Here is a 16,674-nt window from a genome sequence, read left to right as displayed (position 1 = left end):
TGTCAGGCGGGCTTGCATGCTTTCTGAGAGCCACGAACGAAAGGTAGATCGCTATGGCAGCTGCAAAAGAGATACGCACCCAGATCGGGAGCATTAAAAATACGCAGAAGATCACCAGCGCCATGGAAATGGTGGCTGCATCGAAAATGCGTAAAGCGCAAGAGCTGATGAAGGCTAGCCAGCCTTACGCCAAGCAGATCCGCAACGTGGTCAGCCACTTGGCCGATGCCAACCCTGAATACCGCCACGACTATATGCTCGAGCGGAGCGAGGTGAAGCGGGTCGGTTACATTGTGGTATCCACTGACCGTGGTTTGTGCGGCGGTTTGAACCACAACCTGTTCAAGGCCGTGGTAAAAGACGCCAAGGCCTGGCATCAGGAAGGCGCTGGGCTTGACTTCTGCGCCCTGGGCTCAAAGGCCAGCGGCTTTTTCCGCAACTATGGCGGCAACCTGGTGGCCGCCAAGAGCGGATTGGGTGAGTCGCCGACGGTCGAGGGTCTGATTGGCAGCATCAAGGTCATGCTCGAAGCGTACGATGAAGGCCGTATTGACCGTCTGTACGTGGTGCATAACGAGTTTATCAACACCATGACCCAACAGCCGGTGGTACGTCAGCTTCTTCCGCTGACGTCGGATATTGGCGAAGACGCAGAGCAGGACGACGAAAACGCCCGTCCCGGAAGCTGGGACTACCTGTATGAGCCGGATGCCAAGGCGTTGTTGGATAGCCTGTTGATTCGTTTCATTGAATCGCAGGTGTATCAGGCGGTCGTGGAAAATGGGGCCTGCGAGCAGGCAGCCCGGATGATCGCCATGAAGAGCGCTACCGATAACGCAGGCAATCTGATTGACGATCTGGAAATGGTCTACAACAAGGCCCGCCAGGCCGCCATTACCCAGGAAATTTCCGAGATCGTCGGCGGCGCTGCTGCCGTATAACGCCTAGGGAGCCTCGATTGATGAAGGCTCCCGGCAGACAGGTTTCATTTGCAGGTTTTTGAGAGGAACCAAGATGAGCGGACGTATCGTACAAATCATCGGCGCGGTGATTGACGTAGAGTTTCCGCGGGACTCTGTGCCCAAGGTCTACGACGCGCTGAAGGTCTCTGATGTAGAGACCATCCTCGAAGTCCAGCAGCAGCTGGGCGACGGCGTGGTGCGCACCATCGCCATGGGCTCCACCGAGGGCCTGAAGCGTGGCATGGACGTGACCAGCACAGGTGCTGCAATTTCGGTCCCCGTGGGTAAAGCCACGCTGGGCCGTATCATGAACGTGCTCGGCGAGCCCATCGATGAAGCGGGCGAGATCGGCGAAGACGAGCGCATGCCAATTCACCGCAAGGCCCCCGGCTATGCCGACCAGGCAGCCTCTGAAGAGCTGCTGGAAACCGGCATCAAGGTTATCGACCTGGTGTGCCCGTTTGCCAAGGGCGGCAAGGTTGGCCTGTTCGGCGGTGCCGGTGTCGGTAAAACCGTCAACATGATGGAGCTTATCCGCAACATCGCCACCGAACACAGCGGCTACTCGGTATTCGCCGGTGTCGGTGAGCGTACACGTGAGGGTAACGACTTCTATCACGAAATGACCGAATCCAACGTTATCGACAAGGTATCGCTGGTCTACGGTCAGATGAACGAGCCGCCGGGCAACCGCCTGCGCGTGGCGTTGACCGGCCTGACCATTGCGGAAAAATTCCGTGACGAAGGCCGCGACGTTCTGCTGTTTGTCGATAACATCTACCGCTACACCCTGGCCGGTACCGAAGTATCGGCCCTGCTGGGTCGTATGCCGTCAGCGGTGGGTTATCAGCCGACGCTTGCCGAGGAGATGGGGGTTCTGCAGGAACGTATCACTTCCACCAAGACCGGCTCGATCACCTCCGTACAGGCCGTTTACGTCCCTGCGGATGACTTGACCGATCCGTCGCCGGCGACCACCTTCTCGCACCTGGATGCCACCGTCGTACTGGCACGCTCCATCGCCGAGCTGGGTATCTATCCGGCGATCGACCCGCTGGACTCCACCTCGCGTCAGTTGGATCCGCTGGTCGTCGGTGACGAGCACTATAACGTGGCGCGTGGCGTTCAGGGCGTGCTGCAGCGTTACAAGGAGCTCAAGGATATCATCGCGATCCTGGGGATGGACGAGCTGTCTGACGAAGACAAGCTGGCCGTTGCCCGCGCGCGTAAAATCCAGCGCTTCCTGTCGCAGCCGTTCTTCGTGGCCGAGGTATTCACCGGTGCCCCGGGTAAATACGTGTCGCTGAAAGACACTATCCGTGGCTTCCAGGGCATCCTCGAGGGTGAGTACGATGATATGCCGGAACAGGCCTTCTACATGGTCGGCTCGATCGACGAAGCGGTCGAAAAAGCCAACCAGATGAAGAAGTAATCCCGTCCATTAGGGGGATTCGCTATGGCGAATAGCTTCACTTGCAATATCGTCAGCGCTGAAGCGTCCATCTACTCGGGAACGGTCGAGATGGTGGTTGCGTCTGGCATCACGGGCGATCTGGGGATTTTACCCGGACACGCCCCGCTGTTGACGGAACTCAAGCCTGGACCGGTACGGGTGATTCACGATGGCGGCGAAGAAGAACACTTCTTCGTCACGGGGGGCTTCATGGAAGTCCAACCCAACATTGTGACCGTTTTGGCTGACGCCGCCTCGCGGGCCAGCGACCTCAACGAGGCGGCTGCCGAAGAAGCGCGTCAGCAAGCGCTGAAAGCGTTTAACGACAAGTCGTCCGAGCTCGACTATACCCGGGCTGCCGCGGAACTTGCCGAAGCCGTTGCCCAGCTGCGCACGATCCAGCAGCTGCGCAAGAAGGCGGGGAAAGGCTAACCGCCCCGTCTGGCGATTACGACGACGCCCCTTGATCCTGTCGCCAGGTTCAAGGGGCGTTTTTTTTTGTCTGGTAGTATGGCGTATGGGAATATCGGCGGCGGAGCGCTCGTCAGGGTAAAGGGGAAATGCCATGTCATTGAATGATGAAACCTTGCAAGCATTGAAGACGGAGCTTGTTGACGAGCTGAGAAAGGAAGCGCCCGACAAGACAATGCTGTCAGAACGCCTGTCCGAAATTCGCTCGGCGGATATTGGTGAGGTGCTTGAACAACTCATCGAGGACGATGAAGCGTTGAGCGACGCACTGGCGTTACTCGATAGCCTGTCGACCGAGCGTGCCGCCAACGTGCTGGGCTATCTGCCCGGCGAAAGTCAGTTGGAAGTGGTCGGTGGACTTTCGGATACCCATGTCCTGAAGCTGCTGGAGGAAATGGGTTCGGACGAACGGGCCGACCTGTTTAACCTGCTCGACGAAGACCGCCGTGAGGCATTGCTCCGGCGCATGGCGCACCAGGAACGCGAAGACCTCAAACGGTTGGCCAGCTACGAAGAGGGTACCGCCGGGGCCATCATGACCTCGGACTACGTGGCCATTGCCAGCGGCATGACGGTTTCCCAGGCCATGATGCGCGTGCGCCAGACTGCCCCCGACGCGGAGACCGTCTATCAGCTCTATGTGCTGGACAGCGACGGCCAACTGATAGGCACTATGTCGTTGCGTCAACTGATGGTCGCGCGGCCAGGCGCGCTGGTCGACGACATCATGATCAAGGACGTGATCAGTACACCGGTGGATAAAGCGCAGGAAGACGTGGCCAGAATCGTGGCCCGCTATGACCTGCTGGCGGTGCCGGTAATCGATGCCGATGAGCGCATGGTGGGTATTGTGACCCACGACGACGCCATGGACGTTGCCGAGTCGGAAGCGACAGAAGATATCCACAAGGGGATGTCCATCGGCCAGTTGGAGGACGGGGTCAGCCGGGTGCCGCTATGGTCGCTGTACCGCAAGCGGGTGTTCTGGCTGGTGTTGCTGGTGTTTGCCAACCTGTTTTCCGGCGCGGGGATTGCCTACTTTGAAGACACCATCGCCGCCCAGGTGGCGCTGGTGTTCTTTCTGCCGCTACTGATCGGCAGCGGCGGGAATGCCGGCGCCCAGGCGGCGACCCTGATGGTGCGCGGGATGGCGACCGGTGACGTTGGCGTGAAGGACTGGGGAAAGATGCTGGGCCGCGAACTGCTGGTGGCCGGCTCGCTCGGGATTACCATGGCCATTGCCGTGGCGCCCATCGGAGTGATTCGCGGCGGCGAGGCGGTGGCCGTTATCGTCGCGCTGAGCATGGTGACCATCGTATTGTTCGGCAGCCTCATTGGCATGTGTCTGCCGTTCGTGCTGGAGCGCTTCAAGGTGGATCCGGCCACGGCATCGGCGCCGCTGGTGACGACGCTGATTGATGCCTCGGGGGTACTGATTTACTTCAGCATTGCGACCGCCATTCTCAGCCCGCTTTGACAGACGCCTAGCGCATGCTGTAGCTGGCGGCGCGGGTAATGAACAACACTTCCACATTGCCCAGCCACTCGATATCACTGGCCAGCGCTTTCAACTGGCTGGCCAGGCATTGGGGGGGCTGATGGACGGCATCGCCAATGATCAGCGACACCGATATTTTATCGTTCAGATAATGCAGCTGCAGCTCGCTGAGCGTGCGCCATACCGGATGTTTGTACCAGCGCGCGTCCAGCGCTGCCTCGACTTCCGGGCGAAGTGGCAGGCCGGGCAGGCGGCTTGGGTCACCCTCACCGGCGTCGTCCTCGGGGTCGATATGGAAGATCACGTCGGTCAACGCCGGGAACTGATGGCGCAGCCGGCGGCTGACCTCGTTACCGATCTCGTGGGCTTCGGATACGGTAATCTTGGGGCCGACCACAATGTGCAGGTCGACCATCACCCAGCCGGCGGACTGGCGGGTACGCAGGTCGTGCACGCTATCCACGCCGGGCACCCCACAGGCAACATCGTGCATCTGTTGCTGGGCATCTTCGGGCAGGGCGGTATCCACCAGCTCACGAGCCGATTCCCAAAGCAGGTCCCAGCCCACCTTGCCGACCAGCAGCCCGACGATGATGGCGGCCACGGCGTCAAGCCACCCCAGGCCGAACTGGGCGCCTAGCAGCGCGATCAGCACGACGGCAGTGGACAGTGCATCGCTGCGTGAATGCCAGGCGTTGGCCTCGAGCAGTTTAGAGCCGTAGCGCTTGGCGATGCGCATGGTATAGCGGTAGATCCATTCCTTGGCGAACAGCGCGACAATGGTGATGACGATGGCGACAAGCCCCGGGGCGGAGACATGCGTACCGCTGAACAGCCGATCCAGGCTCGACCAGGCGATACCCCCGGCGACAAAGATCAGCACGCTCCCCAGTAATAGCGTGGTAAGGGTTTCGATGCGGCCGTGGCCGTAATGATGGTCTTCATCGGGTGCCTGGCGGCCGTAGTGAATCGCCGCCAGCACAAAGCCGTCGGTGATCAGGTCAGAAAATGAATGAACCGCATCGGCGACCAGCGCCGCTGAGCCTACCCAGAAGCCGACGAGGAATTTCACGATGCCCAGCAGCCCATCCAGCCAGGCGCCGATGTACGTAACGCGCTTGGCCTCGCGGCTTTGCAACTGCGGATCCTGGCTTATCGAGGAGTCGACGCTCTGAGTCATGAGGTACCTTGAAGGAACGCACATTGGCTAATAGGCCGACATTGTAGCGCACTCACCCGCGTGCCCTATAGTCCTTCGCTTTATCGATCGTCTCGGGCCGCCATGCCAATGGCGGACAAGCTTCGCAGGGATGTGTATCCTTAGGCGCCATTCACTCCCTCAATCAAGGTATCAATGAGGATCCCCCATGGATTGGCTTCAGATTGTGGTACTCGCCCTGGTTCAGGGGGTCTCCGAATTTCTGCCGGTGTCCAGCTCCGCCCATTTGATCCTGGTGCCGGTACTCACCGAGTGGCAGGATCAGGGGCTGGCGTTCGACGTGGCGCTGCATCTGGGGAGCCTGATGGCCGTGGTGATCTATTTTCGCCGCGAACTGTGGCAGATGATGACAAGCTGCATGGCGGCGGTAAAAGGGCAACGGGTCGATCACGATGCGCGCCTGGCCGGCTGGGTGGTCATTGCCACGCTGCCGGTCTGCATCGTGGGGTTCCTTCTGCGCGACGTGGTGGCGGACTACATGCGTTCTCCGCTGATCATTGGCGTGAGCCTGATCGTCTTTGGTCTGTGGCTTGGCTATGCCGACTGGCGCAAGCGCGGCACGCGCAGCGAGTACCAACTCACACTTAACGACGCGCTGTTGATTGGCGGGGCCCAGGCGCTGGCGCTGATTCCCGGCACGTCGCGCTCCGGGGTCACCATGACCGCAGCGCTGATGCTGGGAATGAGTCGCGAGGGTGCGGCGCGCTTTTCCTTCCTGCTCTCGATACCGGTGATTGTGCTGGCCGGCGGTCTGGAGGCGCTGGAACTCATCGGCCAGCCCAATCCTGTCGACGCGTGGGCAATGGTGGCCGGCGCACTGCTCTCCGGGGTGAGCGCCTACGCCTGTATTCACTTTTTTCTGGCGCTGATCAAGCGGATGGGGATGCAGCCCTTCGTGCTATATCGCGTGCTTTTTGGCATTTGGCTGCTATGGTTCTTTCATGGTTAGGGTGGGGTCACGATGATGCGAGAAAAGCGTACTTGGCGGCACGATGGCGTGCTGCTCATGGTGCTGCTGGTCATGCTGGCAGGCTGTTCGGAAACGGATCGGCCGCTGGAATCACCGGTCAAACTGGAAGGTAATATCTTCGGCACCTTCTACCAGGTGACCATGGTCGACAGGCTGACCCAGGGGCAGGTCAACGAGCTCGAAGCGGGGATCAAGACGGAACTGGAAAGCGTGGATCAGTCCATGTCGACATACCGTGACGACGCGGAGCTGATGGCTTTCAATCAGGCCCCGTTGGGCGAGTGGCAGCCGTTGTCCGATGGCCTCATCGACGTATTGGCGATCAGCCAGTCGATTGCCGAGGCAAGTAACGGCGCCTTTGACATCACCGTTGGTGACCTGGTCAACCTGTGGAGTTTTGGCCCTGAGGCGCGGCCCGAAGAAGTGCCCTCGGATCAGGAACTTAACGAACGCCTGGCGCGGGTGGGCCATGATGCTATCGACCTTGATCTGCAAGCACTTGAGGCGCGGCGCACACGGGATGTGTTTGTTGACCTCTCGGCCATTGCCAAGGGCCATGCTACCGACCGCGTGGCGGCGTATCTGGATCAGCAGGGGATCGAGAATTACCTGGTCAACCTGGGCGGGGACTTGATTACCCAAGGCTACCGTGACGTGGACGAGCAGACCGCCTGGCGCGTCGGTATCGAAGTCCCCGAAAACGGCCTGCAACGCGCCCAGCATGTACTGCCTCTTGAGTCGATCTCGGTGGCGACGTCGGGGGATTATCGGCATTACTTTGAAGCTGGCGGCCAGCGCTACTCGCATACCATCGATCCGCGTACCGGTCGGCCGATTACCCACGATCTGGCCTCCGTGTCGGTCTTTCATCCCTCCAATGCCTGGGCTGACGGCTGGGCCACGGCGCTGGACGTGGCAGGCGATGAGGAAGGCATGGCCATGGCCCGCGAACATGACCTGAATGTCCTGATGCTGGTGCGCGATGGTGACCAATGGCGAAGCGTGGCCAGTCCCGCCTTTGCCCGCTATTTTGGCGATGAGCTCGTCGATTCCTTGGGAATAGAAATTGCGGTTGCCCGCACGGACGAACGCGAAACCGCGACAGGTGATTAACATGCAGGAACTCGATATTGTCATTCTGGCGGCCGGTAAAGGCACGCGAATGCGTTCACAGACGCCCAAGGTGCTGCATCCGCTGGCCGGCAAGCCGATGGTTCACCACGTGCTGGATACTGCCACCGGGCTATGCCCGACACGTATCCATGTGGTTATCGGCCACGGGGCTGAGCAGTTGCGCCAGTCGCTGATCGATTACCCCGTACAGTTTGCGGTTCAGGCCGAGCAAAAAGGCACCGGCCATGCGGTCGCCCAGGCGCTACCACAGCTGGGCAATGGCAAGGTGCTGGTGCTTTATGGGGACGTGCCGTTGATTCATCGCGATTCGCTTGTGACCTTGTTGGCTGAAGTAGACGATCAGCACATGGGGCTATTGACGGTGACCATGCAAGACCCCACAGGCTACGGCCGCATTGTCCGGAATGCGGCAGGCGAGGCCGAAGCGATTGTCGAACAGAAAGATGCGAGCGATGAGCAACGGGCGATCACCGAGTGCAACACCGGGATGATGGCGATGACCAGCGAGCAGCTGAAACGCTGGATGCCGCGGCTTTCCTCAGACAATGCCCAGGGTGAGTATTATCTCACCGACGTGATCGCCATGGCTGCAAGCGATGGGGTCAAGGTAAGCACTGTGCAGCCTTCAACCGTCATCGAGGTGGAAGGGGTCAACGATCGTGCGCAAATGGCCCGCCTGGAGCGAGCTTACCAGTGTCAGACCGCCGAAAAGCTCATGCAGGAGGGCGTGGCGTTGGCGGATCCCGCGCGGCTGGATGTACGCGGTAAACTCACCTGTGGGCACGACGTCTTTATCGATGTGGGCTGCGTGTTTGAGGGTGAAGTGGAACTGGGTGAGGGGGTTCACATTGGCCCCTACTGCGTGATTAAAAACAGCACCATCGGTGCGGAAAGCATCGTGGACGCCCATAGCGTGGTGGACACCACCGTGGCTGCCGGGCTCAACCAGATCGGTCCCTTCGCGCGTTTGCGCCCCGGCACCCGGTTAGCGGTGAAGGCGAAAGTTGGCAACTTTGTCGAGACGAAAAATGTCGACGTGGGTGAAGGTAGCAAGATCAATCATTTGAGTTACGTGGGTGATGCAAGCCTTGGCCGTGGCGTCAATGTCGGTGCGGGCACGATCACCTGTAACTACGACGGCGCAAACAAGCATCATACCACCGTGGGGGATCATGCGTTTATCGGCTCCAATACCGCTCTGGTAGCCCCGGTGACGATCGGAGAAGGTGCCACGGTAGGGGCTGGTTCCACTATTGCTAAAGACGTCAGCGATCATGCCCTGGCGGTATCCCGAGGGCGTCAATTAGAGAGACGTGATTGGCAACGTCCGCGTGGACGTATAGCCCCCTAGTGCTAAGAATCATTAAAAGGACGTATTCATATTCCACTGCAGCCGGTTTACCGTTTGCGCGCATGGATGAGTAACTCAGGAGAGCTGTTATGTGTGGCATTGTGGCCGCCGTTGCCCTGCGCAACGTCCAAGAGATCCTGCTGGAAGGACTGAAACGCCTCGAATACCGTGGCTACGACTCCGCCGGCATGACGGTCTTTGATGGCCAGGGCCTGACGCGCCACCGAGCCGTCGGTAAGGTCGCCGCGCTGGCCGGCAAGCTCGAGGCGTCGGCACTGCCCGGCACATCGGGTATCGCCCACACCCGCTGGGCGACCCATGGACGGCCCTCGGAGGCCAATGCTCATCCGCATCACAGCGGTGAGGACGTCGCCGTTGTGCATAACGGCATTATCGAAAACTACGAGACAATCAAAGACCAACTGCAAGCCAGCGGCTATCCATTTAGCTCGGAAACCGATACCGAAGTTATTGCTCACTTGCTGGCTGATAAGCTGGATAGCGGTCTTAGCCTATTGGAGGCGACCCGGCAGATCGTGAATGGTCTGGGCGGCGCTTACGCATTGGGTGTCATGAGTGCCAAAGCGCCGGGGGTGGTGGTCGGCGCTCGCCAGGGTAGCCCGCTGGTGGTGGGCGTGGGCATTGATGAAGCCTTTCTGGCGTCAGACCCGTTGGCGCTTCTCCAGGTAACCGATCGGTTCATCTATCTGGAAGAAGGCGATCTGGTCGAGCTGCGCGACAAGGGCGCGATCCGAATCGTCGATGGCCGGGGCAATGACGTCGAACGGCCGGTTCAGACGTTTGAACACGGCGATGGGGCCGTGAATAAAGGCGACTACCGTCACTTCATGCTCAAGGAAATCTTCGAGCAGCCCGAGGTGATCCGTGCCGCGCTGGAAGGTCGCCTGAGCGATGACCATGTGCTGGTGGAAAGCTTTGGCCCCGATGCCCAGAATATTTTCCAGACGGTCAAGCAAATTCACATCATCGCCTGTGGCACGAGCTATCACGCCGGGTTGGTGGCACGCTATTGGCTGGAGCGCTACGCAGGCATACCGGTGCAGGTAGAGGTTGCCTCCGAGTACCGTTACCGCTATCCCATAGTGCCTGAAGGCACGCTCTTCGTGACGCTTTCCCAATCCGGTGAAACCGCCGATACCCTGGCGGCGCTTCGTTATGCCAAGCAGCTGGGTTACATCGGCACGCTGGCGGTCTGCAACGTGCCCGGCAGTTCGCTGGTGCGCGAATCGGACATTACCCTGATGACCCGAGCGGGGCCCGAAATCGGTGTGGCGTCGACCAAGGCCTTTACCACCCAACTGATTGGACTGATGCTGCTGACCCTGGCGATCAGCCGCGTTCAGGGCGGCCATCATCAGCACGCGGAGATCGTCGCGGCGCTCAAGGCACTACCAGCCCTTTGCCAGCAGGTGCTGGCACTGGATCCGGCGATCGAAGTACTGTCGGAGGCGTTTGCCGAAAAACAGCATGCGCTGTTCCTGGGGCGTGGTGCTCACTTTCCGGTCGCCCTTGAAGGGGCGCTCAAGCTCAAGGAAATCTCCTATATCCATGCGGAAGCCTATCCCGCCGGTGAGCTGAAGCACGGCCCGCTGGCGCTGGTGGATGCCAACATGCCGGTGATTTCCGTGGCGCCTAACGATGAGCTGCTGGAAAAACTCAAGTCCAACCTTCAGGAAGTGCGCGCGCGCGGCGGGCAGCTCTTCGTGTTTGCCGACGAGCAGGTGGGGATTGAAGAGCGCGACGATATTCGGGTGCTACACCTGCCGCATATCCACGAAGCCCTTACGCCGCTGCTGTATACCTTGCCGCTACAGCTGCTGAGCTACCACGTGGCGGTGTTGAAAGGCACCGATGTGGATCAGCCGCGCAACCTGGCGAAAAGCGTCACAGTCGAGTAGACGGCCTCATGGCCACCGTGGGGTACCCGCCGGCGGTGGCCAGCAGTGAACGATAATGTTGCATTGCCACATTCTGTTAGGCGGCTTATCATTATGGCGGTTTATCCTTCCTTCGTTCCACCGCTGGGATTTATCCGCCATGAAACCACCCGATAACGCCATCGCCGGGCGCTCGCAACGCCAAGTGATGGTTTTGCTGTTCGCGTTTTGCTGTCTTGCCGTTCCTTCCCTTTCTTTTGCCGCTGCCGGGTCGCTCGACCTGACCCGTTCCTTGGCCGGCATTCTCTCCGTTCTCATTTTTGTTCTGGCTTATGCGCTGGTCATGGCCGAAGAGCTGTTGCACATGCGCAAGTCGAAGCCCGTTCTGGTTGCGGCCGGCTTGATCTGGGCGCTGGTCGCCTGGGTGTATGTTCAAGCCGGCTTGCCCGACGAAGCAGAAATGGCGTTTCGCGAGACGCTGCTTGAGTACACCGAGCTGTTGCTGTTCCTGCTGGTGGCGATGACCTATATCAACGCCATGGAAGAGCGACGGGTATTTGATGCCTTGCGCGCCTGGCTGGTGCGCAAGGGCTTCAGCTACCGGAGCCTGTTCTGGATCACCGGCGTGCTGGCGTTTGGTATCTCGGCCATCGCCAACAACATGACCACGGCCATGCTGATGTGTGCCGTGGTATTGAAAGTGGCCGAGGGGGACGACCGATTTATAAGCCTATGCTGTATCAACGTGGTCGTGGCCTCCAATGCCGGCGGCGCCTTCAGTCCCTTTGGCGACATCACCACCCTGATGGTATGGCAGGCAGGCCAGGTCGCTTTCACCGATTTCTTCAAGCTGCTGGTGCCGTCGATCGTCAATTTCATGGTGCCGGCCGTGATCATGAGCTGCTTTATCCACAATCGAAAACCCGAATCGCTGTCGGAAAACGTGTGGCTCAAGCGCGGCGCGCGGCGGATTATCGTGCTGTTCCTGATCACCGTGGCGATTTCGGTGCTCAGCCATTCGGTGCTGCATTTACCGCCGGCCATGGGCATGATGTTCGGTCTCGGACTGCTGCAGTTCTTTGGCTACTATCTGCGTCGCAGCCTGCCGCGTTCCCTGGAGCGCAAGCGCGAGCGGTACTCGCGCCGCGGTGACTGGAAAAAGCTCGAGCAGCTGGGCAGTGTGGTGCCGTTCGATATCTTCAGCCGGATTGCCCGTTCCGAGTGGGATACGCTGCTGTTTTTCTACGGGGTAGTCATGTGCGTGGGTGGCCTGGGGTTCATTGGCTACCTCGGCCTGCTGTCGGAAACCCTGTACGGCAGCTGGAATCCGGTGTGGGCCAATGTGGTGTTGGGGCTGATGTCAGCGGTGGTCGACAACATCCCGGTGATGTTCGCGGTGCTCTCGATGGCGCCCGACATGTCCACGGGTAACTGGTTGCTGATTACCCTGACGGCGGGCGTCGGCGGCAGCCTGCTGTCGATGGGCTCTGCGGCAGGCGTCGCCCTGATGGGACAGGCGAGGGGGATTTATACCTTCGCACGGCACCTGCGCTGGGCACCGGTCATCCTGCTGGGCTATATCGCCAGTATCGGCGTCCATATGCTGATCAACGCCGGATTGTTCTAACGCGGGATCGCAGCGTCGTTCCTACCTGAAACGCCCTTTACCGACTGTTCGGTAAAGGGCGTTGTACGTCAGGGAGCCATCAGTGACGACGGCTTACAGGTCGTGACCGGTAATGACCTGGCAAATGTCGGCAAAGCTTTTCGCTCTGGGCACCGGGCTGATCTCCTTGCCGATCGCATTCTGGATATCGGTGGCGGAGACGAGGCCGCGGATTCTCAGTTCGTGGTCATCGTTCTGCTCGGTGATCAACAGGTGCTGGTCGGTGACCGCTTCCATCGACAGCACCAGATCCTCAATGGTCAGCGAGGCCAGCTGGGCGATCGGCATGGCACTGAGCTTGTGCCAGGGCGTCATGACCATTTCCGCAGTGATGTCTTCGCGAGACAGGTTGCGCTGCTGCATGGCGATATTGATACGCCGAGTGCCAATCACTTCTTTCGAGGTAACGATGCCGATGCAGTGCGCCGCCGTGTCCATCACGAAGAGCAGTCTCACGCCGCCATAGCGCATCTTGAGGTGCGCTTCGTCGATGGGCGTATCGGCATCGACCGATTGAGGTACCACCTGCGAAAAGTCGGTCAGTACGGCCATGGCCGGGCTAGTAGGTGCGAGGCGTCGTGCCGCCGGCATCGCCAGTAGCGGTGTTGAGCCGAGTTGGATCAATGGTTTGGGCGAAAAGGTGGCTTGATTCATTGGAACCTCCGTGTGGAGAAAAGGGTAAACCCTGATGGCTGGCTTACCATGCACTTCCACAGTTGCACGCAATTCTTATGGCAACCTTAAGAGATCCATCCAACGGATAAACAGAGGGTTCAGGGTGATTCTGTTGTGCGGCGTGGCAGATCAATACGTATCCGCAACCCGCCACCGGGGGCCTCATCAAGCTGCAGGGTGCCGCCGTGACGGGCAACCAGCCTCTCGACAATGGAAAGCCCAAGCCCAGAACCGGCGCCGGGCCCTGCACGCTGAAAGCGCTCAACGGCAGTTTGACGTTCATCCGGCGGGATACCAGGGCCTTGGTCGTCCACCCACACCACAAATCCCGGCGGCACCGTTGCCAGGGTAATGCGGATGGCACTCCGGGGTGGGGAGTGCTGGATGGCATTGCCCACCAGGTTTTGTATCAGGGTGTCCATGGCGCCGAGCTCTTCTTCGATTGACCAATCCGCCTGTTCGTCGGCGTCGAGCCGCAGTTCCTGTTCGCGCTCGGCGGCCAGCGGCGACAGCTTGGCCAGGGTCTCGCGAACCTCGACGAGCAGGTTGGCCGTCCGGTACTCGACGCGTAATGCGTCATCAGGTGCCAGGCGCGCCAGGGTCAACAGCTGGGTGACCAGACGTGTCGCCCGGGCAACGCCGCCGCGCAGGAGGTGGAGGGCTTCTTCACGATCCGCATGGTTATCCGCAGCCAGAGCATTCTGGGCGTGCAGATCGAGCACCGCCAGGGGGGTGCGCAGTTCATGGGCGGCATCGGCAATAAAGCGCGTCTCACGCTCGCGCATCATGCGGATGCGCGCCAACAGCCGGTTGAGGGCGCCGGCGATAGTGCCGAGTTCCTGAGGGAGCGCACCAAACGACAGGGGCTGCAGGTTCTGCGGGTCGCGATGGCGGATCTGCGCGGCCATGCGCGATAAGGGCGCCAGCCCCCACCCGATTGACCACCACAGCAGAACGGCGAGAAACGGCAGGCCAATCAGGTCGGGCATCAGGGTGCGCAGTGCCACCGCGCGGATAATATCGCCTCGAACATCCTCCCGCTCGCTGATCACGATGCGCCGGTTCGTATCGCGGACGTCATGGATATACAGACGCCACTCGTGATCGCCGATGAGGTCGCTGGTGAAGCCGGTGGGGTCATCGGCAAGCGCCACGTCAGGGGCATGGGCGGAGTGCAGCAGGCGACGCTTGCCCTGCCACAGCTGAAAGCCCAGTTGGCTATCCTTGCGGCGTGCGGTCGTGGTTTGTTCGCCGCTCGCCACCTTGCCAAGGGCCTGTTCCAGGTTACTAAGCAGTTCCTCCTGTGTCGCTTCGGGCAGCGGGGCTTGCAATACGCCTTCCAGCAGCCGGGCGGTTTGGGCAAGGCTTGAATCGTAAAGCGTTTCGACTTCGTGGGTGGCGTAGCGGTAGCTGGTAAACCCGATCACCAGCATGCTGATCCCGAATACCAGCAGCGAAAGCCCCAGCGTACGTCGGCGGATCGACGTCATATAACATCCTTGGGCGGTTTATCCATCACGTAGCCGATGCCGCGCACCGTGCGAATGACGCCGGGAAACAGCTTGCGGCGTAAATGGTGGATATGTACCTCGATGGCGTTGCTTTCGACATCCTCATCCCAGCCGTAGACCAGGCGGGTCAGCGTGCCGCGAGTAAACACTCGGCCAGGATGGCTCATGAACTCCTGTAGCAGGGTGAGCTCCCGGCGCGATAGCGCCACGTCTGTGCCCTGGTAGCTGACGCTCAGCGTGTGCGGATCCAGACGTATGCCCCAGCCGCTCAGGACGCTGCTGATCTGACCCTGGCTGCGACGTAGCAGGGCACGCAGGCGGGCTTTCAGCTCGGCCACTTCAAACGGCTTGGTCAAGTAGTCATCGGCACCGGCATCCAGCCCGGCGATCAGGTCGTCCACCGCATCGCGGGCCGTCAGCACCAGAATGGGCACCTGGCTGCCGTGGTGTCGAACCGCCTTCAACACTTCTCGACCGTCCAGATGGGGCAGGCCAAGATCGAGAATCACCGCGTCAAACGGCTCGCCTTCGGTCAAGGCATGCAACGCGGTGGCGCCATCGCTTATATGATCGACCGTGTAGTGCTCGGGCTTCAGGGCGAGGTGAATACCCGAGGCTAAACTTGCGTCGTCTTCTACCAATAAAATGCGCATGGCGCGGAGGTCTCTTGCCGATCCAGGACGTGCCAGCTTAATGAAAAAGGCTGGCATGCCAAGACGTAGACGGTCAGGATAAACGTATGAATAGTAACGTAGCACGCTTTGTTAAGTATTCGGAGCCCGCCCTTGATGCAATCGCCCCAGCATGCCGCCGACGCCTTGAACGTCATTTCCTGTCCGCCGGAACAGCGCCGTGAAGCGCTACTGCAGCTGGCGGCCGCCCACGATCCGGCACAGCAAACAGCTCTTGGCGCTGCGATCAACGCCATGACAGATCAGCCGAATGCCCAATGGGACGGGCTTTTGATCGGCCGTGCAGGGACGCGGCTTGTGGGCGCCATCTGGGTGCAAGCCCTGCCCCTGAACATGGCGCAGCTGTGGCTGCCCGACGCTCAGGGCGAACATCGCAACGCGCTCATCGAGGCGGCGCGCGCCTGGGTCATGGATCAGCGACGCACGCTCTGCCATGTCGAGATATCCCCTGACGCCACCCGCACCAGGGCGCAATTACTGGCCCACGGGATGAAGCCGCTTGTATCGCTGCACTGCTTGAAGAGCGCCACAGACAATCGTCTTCCCGGCAAGGCACCGGCGGCCTCACTGCGCTGGGCGCCCTGGGAAGCGCTGACGCCCGCGCAACAGCATGACCTGTTGGCAGCGGTGGAACATGAATCGCTGGACTGCTGCGTGTTGCGCGAGATCCTGTCGGTGGAGGATTTGCTGGCAGGCTTTTATCAGCAGGATGCTCTCGCCCCGGCGCACTGGTATGCGTTATGGGTGGATGACTCGCCGACGCCGGTGGGCGTGTTGCTGCTGGCGCCGCGTCACGAGATCAACCGTTGGGAACTGATGCTCATGGGCGTGGTGCCCGAATGGCGTCGTCAGGGGCTGGGCCAGCATATTATCAACCACGCCCTGGCACTCGCCGAGCAGGCAGGCGCCGAAGAGCTGCTGCTGTCGGTGGATCACGACAATACGCCGGCCTTTGATCTCTATTCCCGCGCGGGTTTCAGCGAATATGCCCGGCAGCAGGTGCTGGCCTGGCGCGGTTGACTGGGTGCTCTAGGCGTCGTTATCTCGTTGACCCACCAGGCGCGGTTGGTTTTGTCGCCCTTTCAATTGCCACTATACTGCTAATATTCGTTGACGAGGCGTCTCGGCAGCCCAGGGTATTTCAGCCGCCCAAACGCCGACAATAATAACGATG

The 16,674-nt window shown here is 60.3% G+C and carries 14 protein-coding genes; 10 read left to right on the top strand and 4 right to left on the bottom strand.

The annotated features are described in order from the left end of the window. Positions 1-53: 53 nt before the first annotated feature. From atpG to mgtE, 4 genes are all read left to right on the top strand, one after another. On the top strand, positions 54-941 hold the full coding sequence (gene atpG / locus QC815_RS05435) for a F0F1 ATP synthase subunit gamma (RefSeq protein WP_230445431.1): 888 nt from the start codon (positions 54-56) through the stop codon (positions 939-941). Between the two features lie 73 nt (positions 942-1,014). Further along, positions 1,015-2,394, top strand: a complete 1,380-nt coding sequence (gene atpD, locus QC815_RS05430) for a F0F1 ATP synthase subunit beta (RefSeq protein ID WP_230445432.1) — start codon at positions 1,015-1,017, stop codon at positions 2,392-2,394. Positions 2,395-2,418: 24 nt separating this feature from the next. Then, positions 2,419-2,847, top strand: a complete 429-nt coding sequence (locus QC815_RS05425; RefSeq protein ID WP_027337313.1) for a F0F1 ATP synthase subunit epsilon — start codon at positions 2,419-2,421, stop codon at positions 2,845-2,847. Positions 2,848-2,980: 133 nt separating this feature from the next. Beyond that, positions 2,981-4,363, top strand: coding sequence for a magnesium transporter (mgtE, locus tag QC815_RS05420; protein ID WP_230445433.1), 1,383 nt, complete (start codon positions 2,981-2,983; stop codon positions 4,361-4,363). Between the two features lie 7 nt (positions 4,364-4,370). Here the strand turns inward: mgtE and QC815_RS05415 are convergent, their stop codons facing one another. Then, positions 4,371-5,564 carry a cation diffusion facilitator family transporter gene (locus tag QC815_RS05415; RefSeq protein WP_230445434.1) on the bottom strand — a complete coding sequence of 398 codons (1,194 nt, stop codon included), beginning with the start codon at positions 5,562-5,564 and terminating at the stop codon, positions 4,371-4,373. A 187-nt stretch (positions 5,565-5,751) separates the two neighbouring features. On the opposite strand from QC815_RS05415, the gene QC815_RS05410 reads away from it, so the two are divergent. The 5 genes from QC815_RS05410 to nhaD all read left to right on the top strand — a co-directional run bounded on the left by QC815_RS05410 (position 5,752) and on the right by nhaD (position 12,583). Next, positions 5,752-6,552: an undecaprenyl-diphosphate phosphatase gene (locus QC815_RS05410; RefSeq protein WP_230445435.1), complete on the top strand. Its 801-nt coding sequence runs from the start codon at positions 5,752-5,754 to the stop codon at positions 6,550-6,552. Positions 6,553-6,567: 15 nt separating this feature from the next. Next, complete coding sequence (locus tag QC815_RS05405; protein ID WP_230445960.1) at positions 6,568-7,686, top strand: FAD:protein FMN transferase; 1,119 nt, start codon at positions 6,568-6,570, stop codon at positions 7,684-7,686. 1 nt (position 7,687) lies between these two features. Continuing rightward, positions 7,688-9,058, top strand: coding sequence for a bifunctional UDP-N-acetylglucosamine diphosphorylase/glucosamine-1-phosphate N-acetyltransferase GlmU (gene glmU, locus QC815_RS05400; RefSeq protein ID WP_309767367.1), 1,371 nt, complete (start codon positions 7,688-7,690; stop codon positions 9,056-9,058). Positions 9,059-9,147: 89 nt separating this feature from the next. Then, positions 9,148-10,977 carry a glutamine--fructose-6-phosphate transaminase (isomerizing) gene (glmS, locus tag QC815_RS05395; protein ID WP_309767365.1) on the top strand — a complete coding sequence of 610 codons (1,830 nt, stop codon included), beginning with the start codon at positions 9,148-9,150 and terminating at the stop codon, positions 10,975-10,977. Positions 10,978-11,116: 139 nt separating this feature from the next. Beyond that, the gene (gene nhaD, locus QC815_RS05390) at positions 11,117-12,583 is read left to right on the top strand and encodes a sodium:proton antiporter NhaD (protein ID WP_309767363.1); all 1,467 of its coding nucleotides are present in this window, start codon (positions 11,117-11,119) and stop codon (positions 12,581-12,583) included. 93 nt (positions 12,584-12,676) lie between these two features. On the opposite strand, the gene QC815_RS05385 is transcribed toward nhaD, so the two are convergent. From QC815_RS05385 to QC815_RS05375, 3 genes are all read right to left on the bottom strand, one after another. After that, on the bottom strand, positions 12,677-13,276 hold the full coding sequence (locus tag QC815_RS05385; RefSeq protein ID WP_230445439.1) for a CBS domain-containing protein: 600 nt from the start codon (positions 13,274-13,276) through the stop codon (positions 12,677-12,679). 119 nt (positions 13,277-13,395) lie between these two features. Then, complete coding sequence (locus tag QC815_RS05380; RefSeq protein WP_309767361.1) at positions 13,396-14,787, bottom strand: ATP-binding protein; 1,392 nt, start codon at positions 14,785-14,787, stop codon at positions 13,396-13,398. Then, entirely contained in the window at positions 14,784-15,461 is a 678-nt protein-coding gene (locus QC815_RS05375) for a response regulator transcription factor (protein ID WP_230445441.1), read from the bottom strand. The genes QC815_RS05380 and QC815_RS05375 overlap by 4 nt, the downstream gene beginning before the upstream one ends. Positions 15,462-15,596: 135 nt before the next feature. Between QC815_RS05375 and QC815_RS05370 the strand changes: the two genes are divergently transcribed. After that, entirely contained in the window at positions 15,597-16,520 is a 924-nt protein-coding gene (locus tag QC815_RS05370; RefSeq protein ID WP_309767359.1) for a GNAT family N-acetyltransferase, read from the top strand. Positions 16,521-16,674 lie beyond the last annotated feature (154 nt).

The sequence above is a fragment of the Vreelandella gomseomensis genome (assembly GCF_031451645.1).
GTDB classification, from domain to species: Bacteria; Pseudomonadota; Gammaproteobacteria; order Pseudomonadales; family Halomonadaceae; genus Vreelandella; species Vreelandella gomseomensis.
This window is presented reverse-complemented; position numbering and strand designations above follow the sequence as displayed.

Bases quoted from the DNA above. Each gene is read 5' to 3' on its own strand.
- QC815_RS05410 (WP_230445435.1), top strand. From the start codon at position 5,752: ATGGATTGGCTTCAGATTGTGGTACTCGCCCTGGTTCAGGGGGTCTCC.
- QC815_RS05415 (WP_230445434.1), bottom strand. From the start codon at position 5,564: ATGACTCAGAGCGTCGACTCCTCGATAAGCCAGGATCCGCAGTTGCAA.
- mgtE (WP_230445433.1), top strand. From the start codon at position 2,981: ATGTCATTGAATGATGAAACCTTGCAAGCATTGAAGACGGAGCTTGTT.
- QC815_RS05375 (WP_230445441.1), bottom strand. From the start codon at position 15,461: ATGCGCATTTTATTGGTAGAAGACGACGCAAGTTTAGCCTCGGGTATT.
- glmU (WP_309767367.1), top strand. From the start codon at position 7,688: ATGCAGGAACTCGATATTGTCATTCTGGCGGCCGGTAAAGGCACGCGA.
- glmS (WP_309767365.1), top strand. From the start codon at position 9,148: ATGTGTGGCATTGTGGCCGCCGTTGCCCTGCGCAACGTCCAAGAGATC.
- atpG (WP_230445431.1), top strand. From the start codon at position 54: ATGGCAGCTGCAAAAGAGATACGCACCCAGATCGGGAGCATTAAAAAT.
- QC815_RS05405 (WP_230445960.1), top strand. From the start codon at position 6,568: ATGCGAGAAAAGCGTACTTGGCGGCACGATGGCGTGCTGCTCATGGTG.
- QC815_RS05370 (WP_309767359.1), top strand. From the start codon at position 15,597: ATGCAATCGCCCCAGCATGCCGCCGACGCCTTGAACGTCATTTCCTGT.
- QC815_RS05380 (WP_309767361.1), bottom strand. From the start codon at position 14,787: ATGACGTCGATCCGCCGACGTACGCTGGGGCTTTCGCTGCTGGTATTC.
- QC815_RS05385 (WP_230445439.1), bottom strand. From the start codon at position 13,276: ATGAATCAAGCCACCTTTTCGCCCAAACCATTGATCCAACTCGGCTCA.
- nhaD (WP_309767363.1), top strand. From the start codon at position 11,117: ATGAAACCACCCGATAACGCCATCGCCGGGCGCTCGCAACGCCAAGTG.
- atpD (WP_230445432.1), top strand. From the start codon at position 1,015: ATGAGCGGACGTATCGTACAAATCATCGGCGCGGTGATTGACGTAGAG.
- QC815_RS05425 (WP_027337313.1), top strand. From the start codon at position 2,419: ATGGCGAATAGCTTCACTTGCAATATCGTCAGCGCTGAAGCGTCCATC.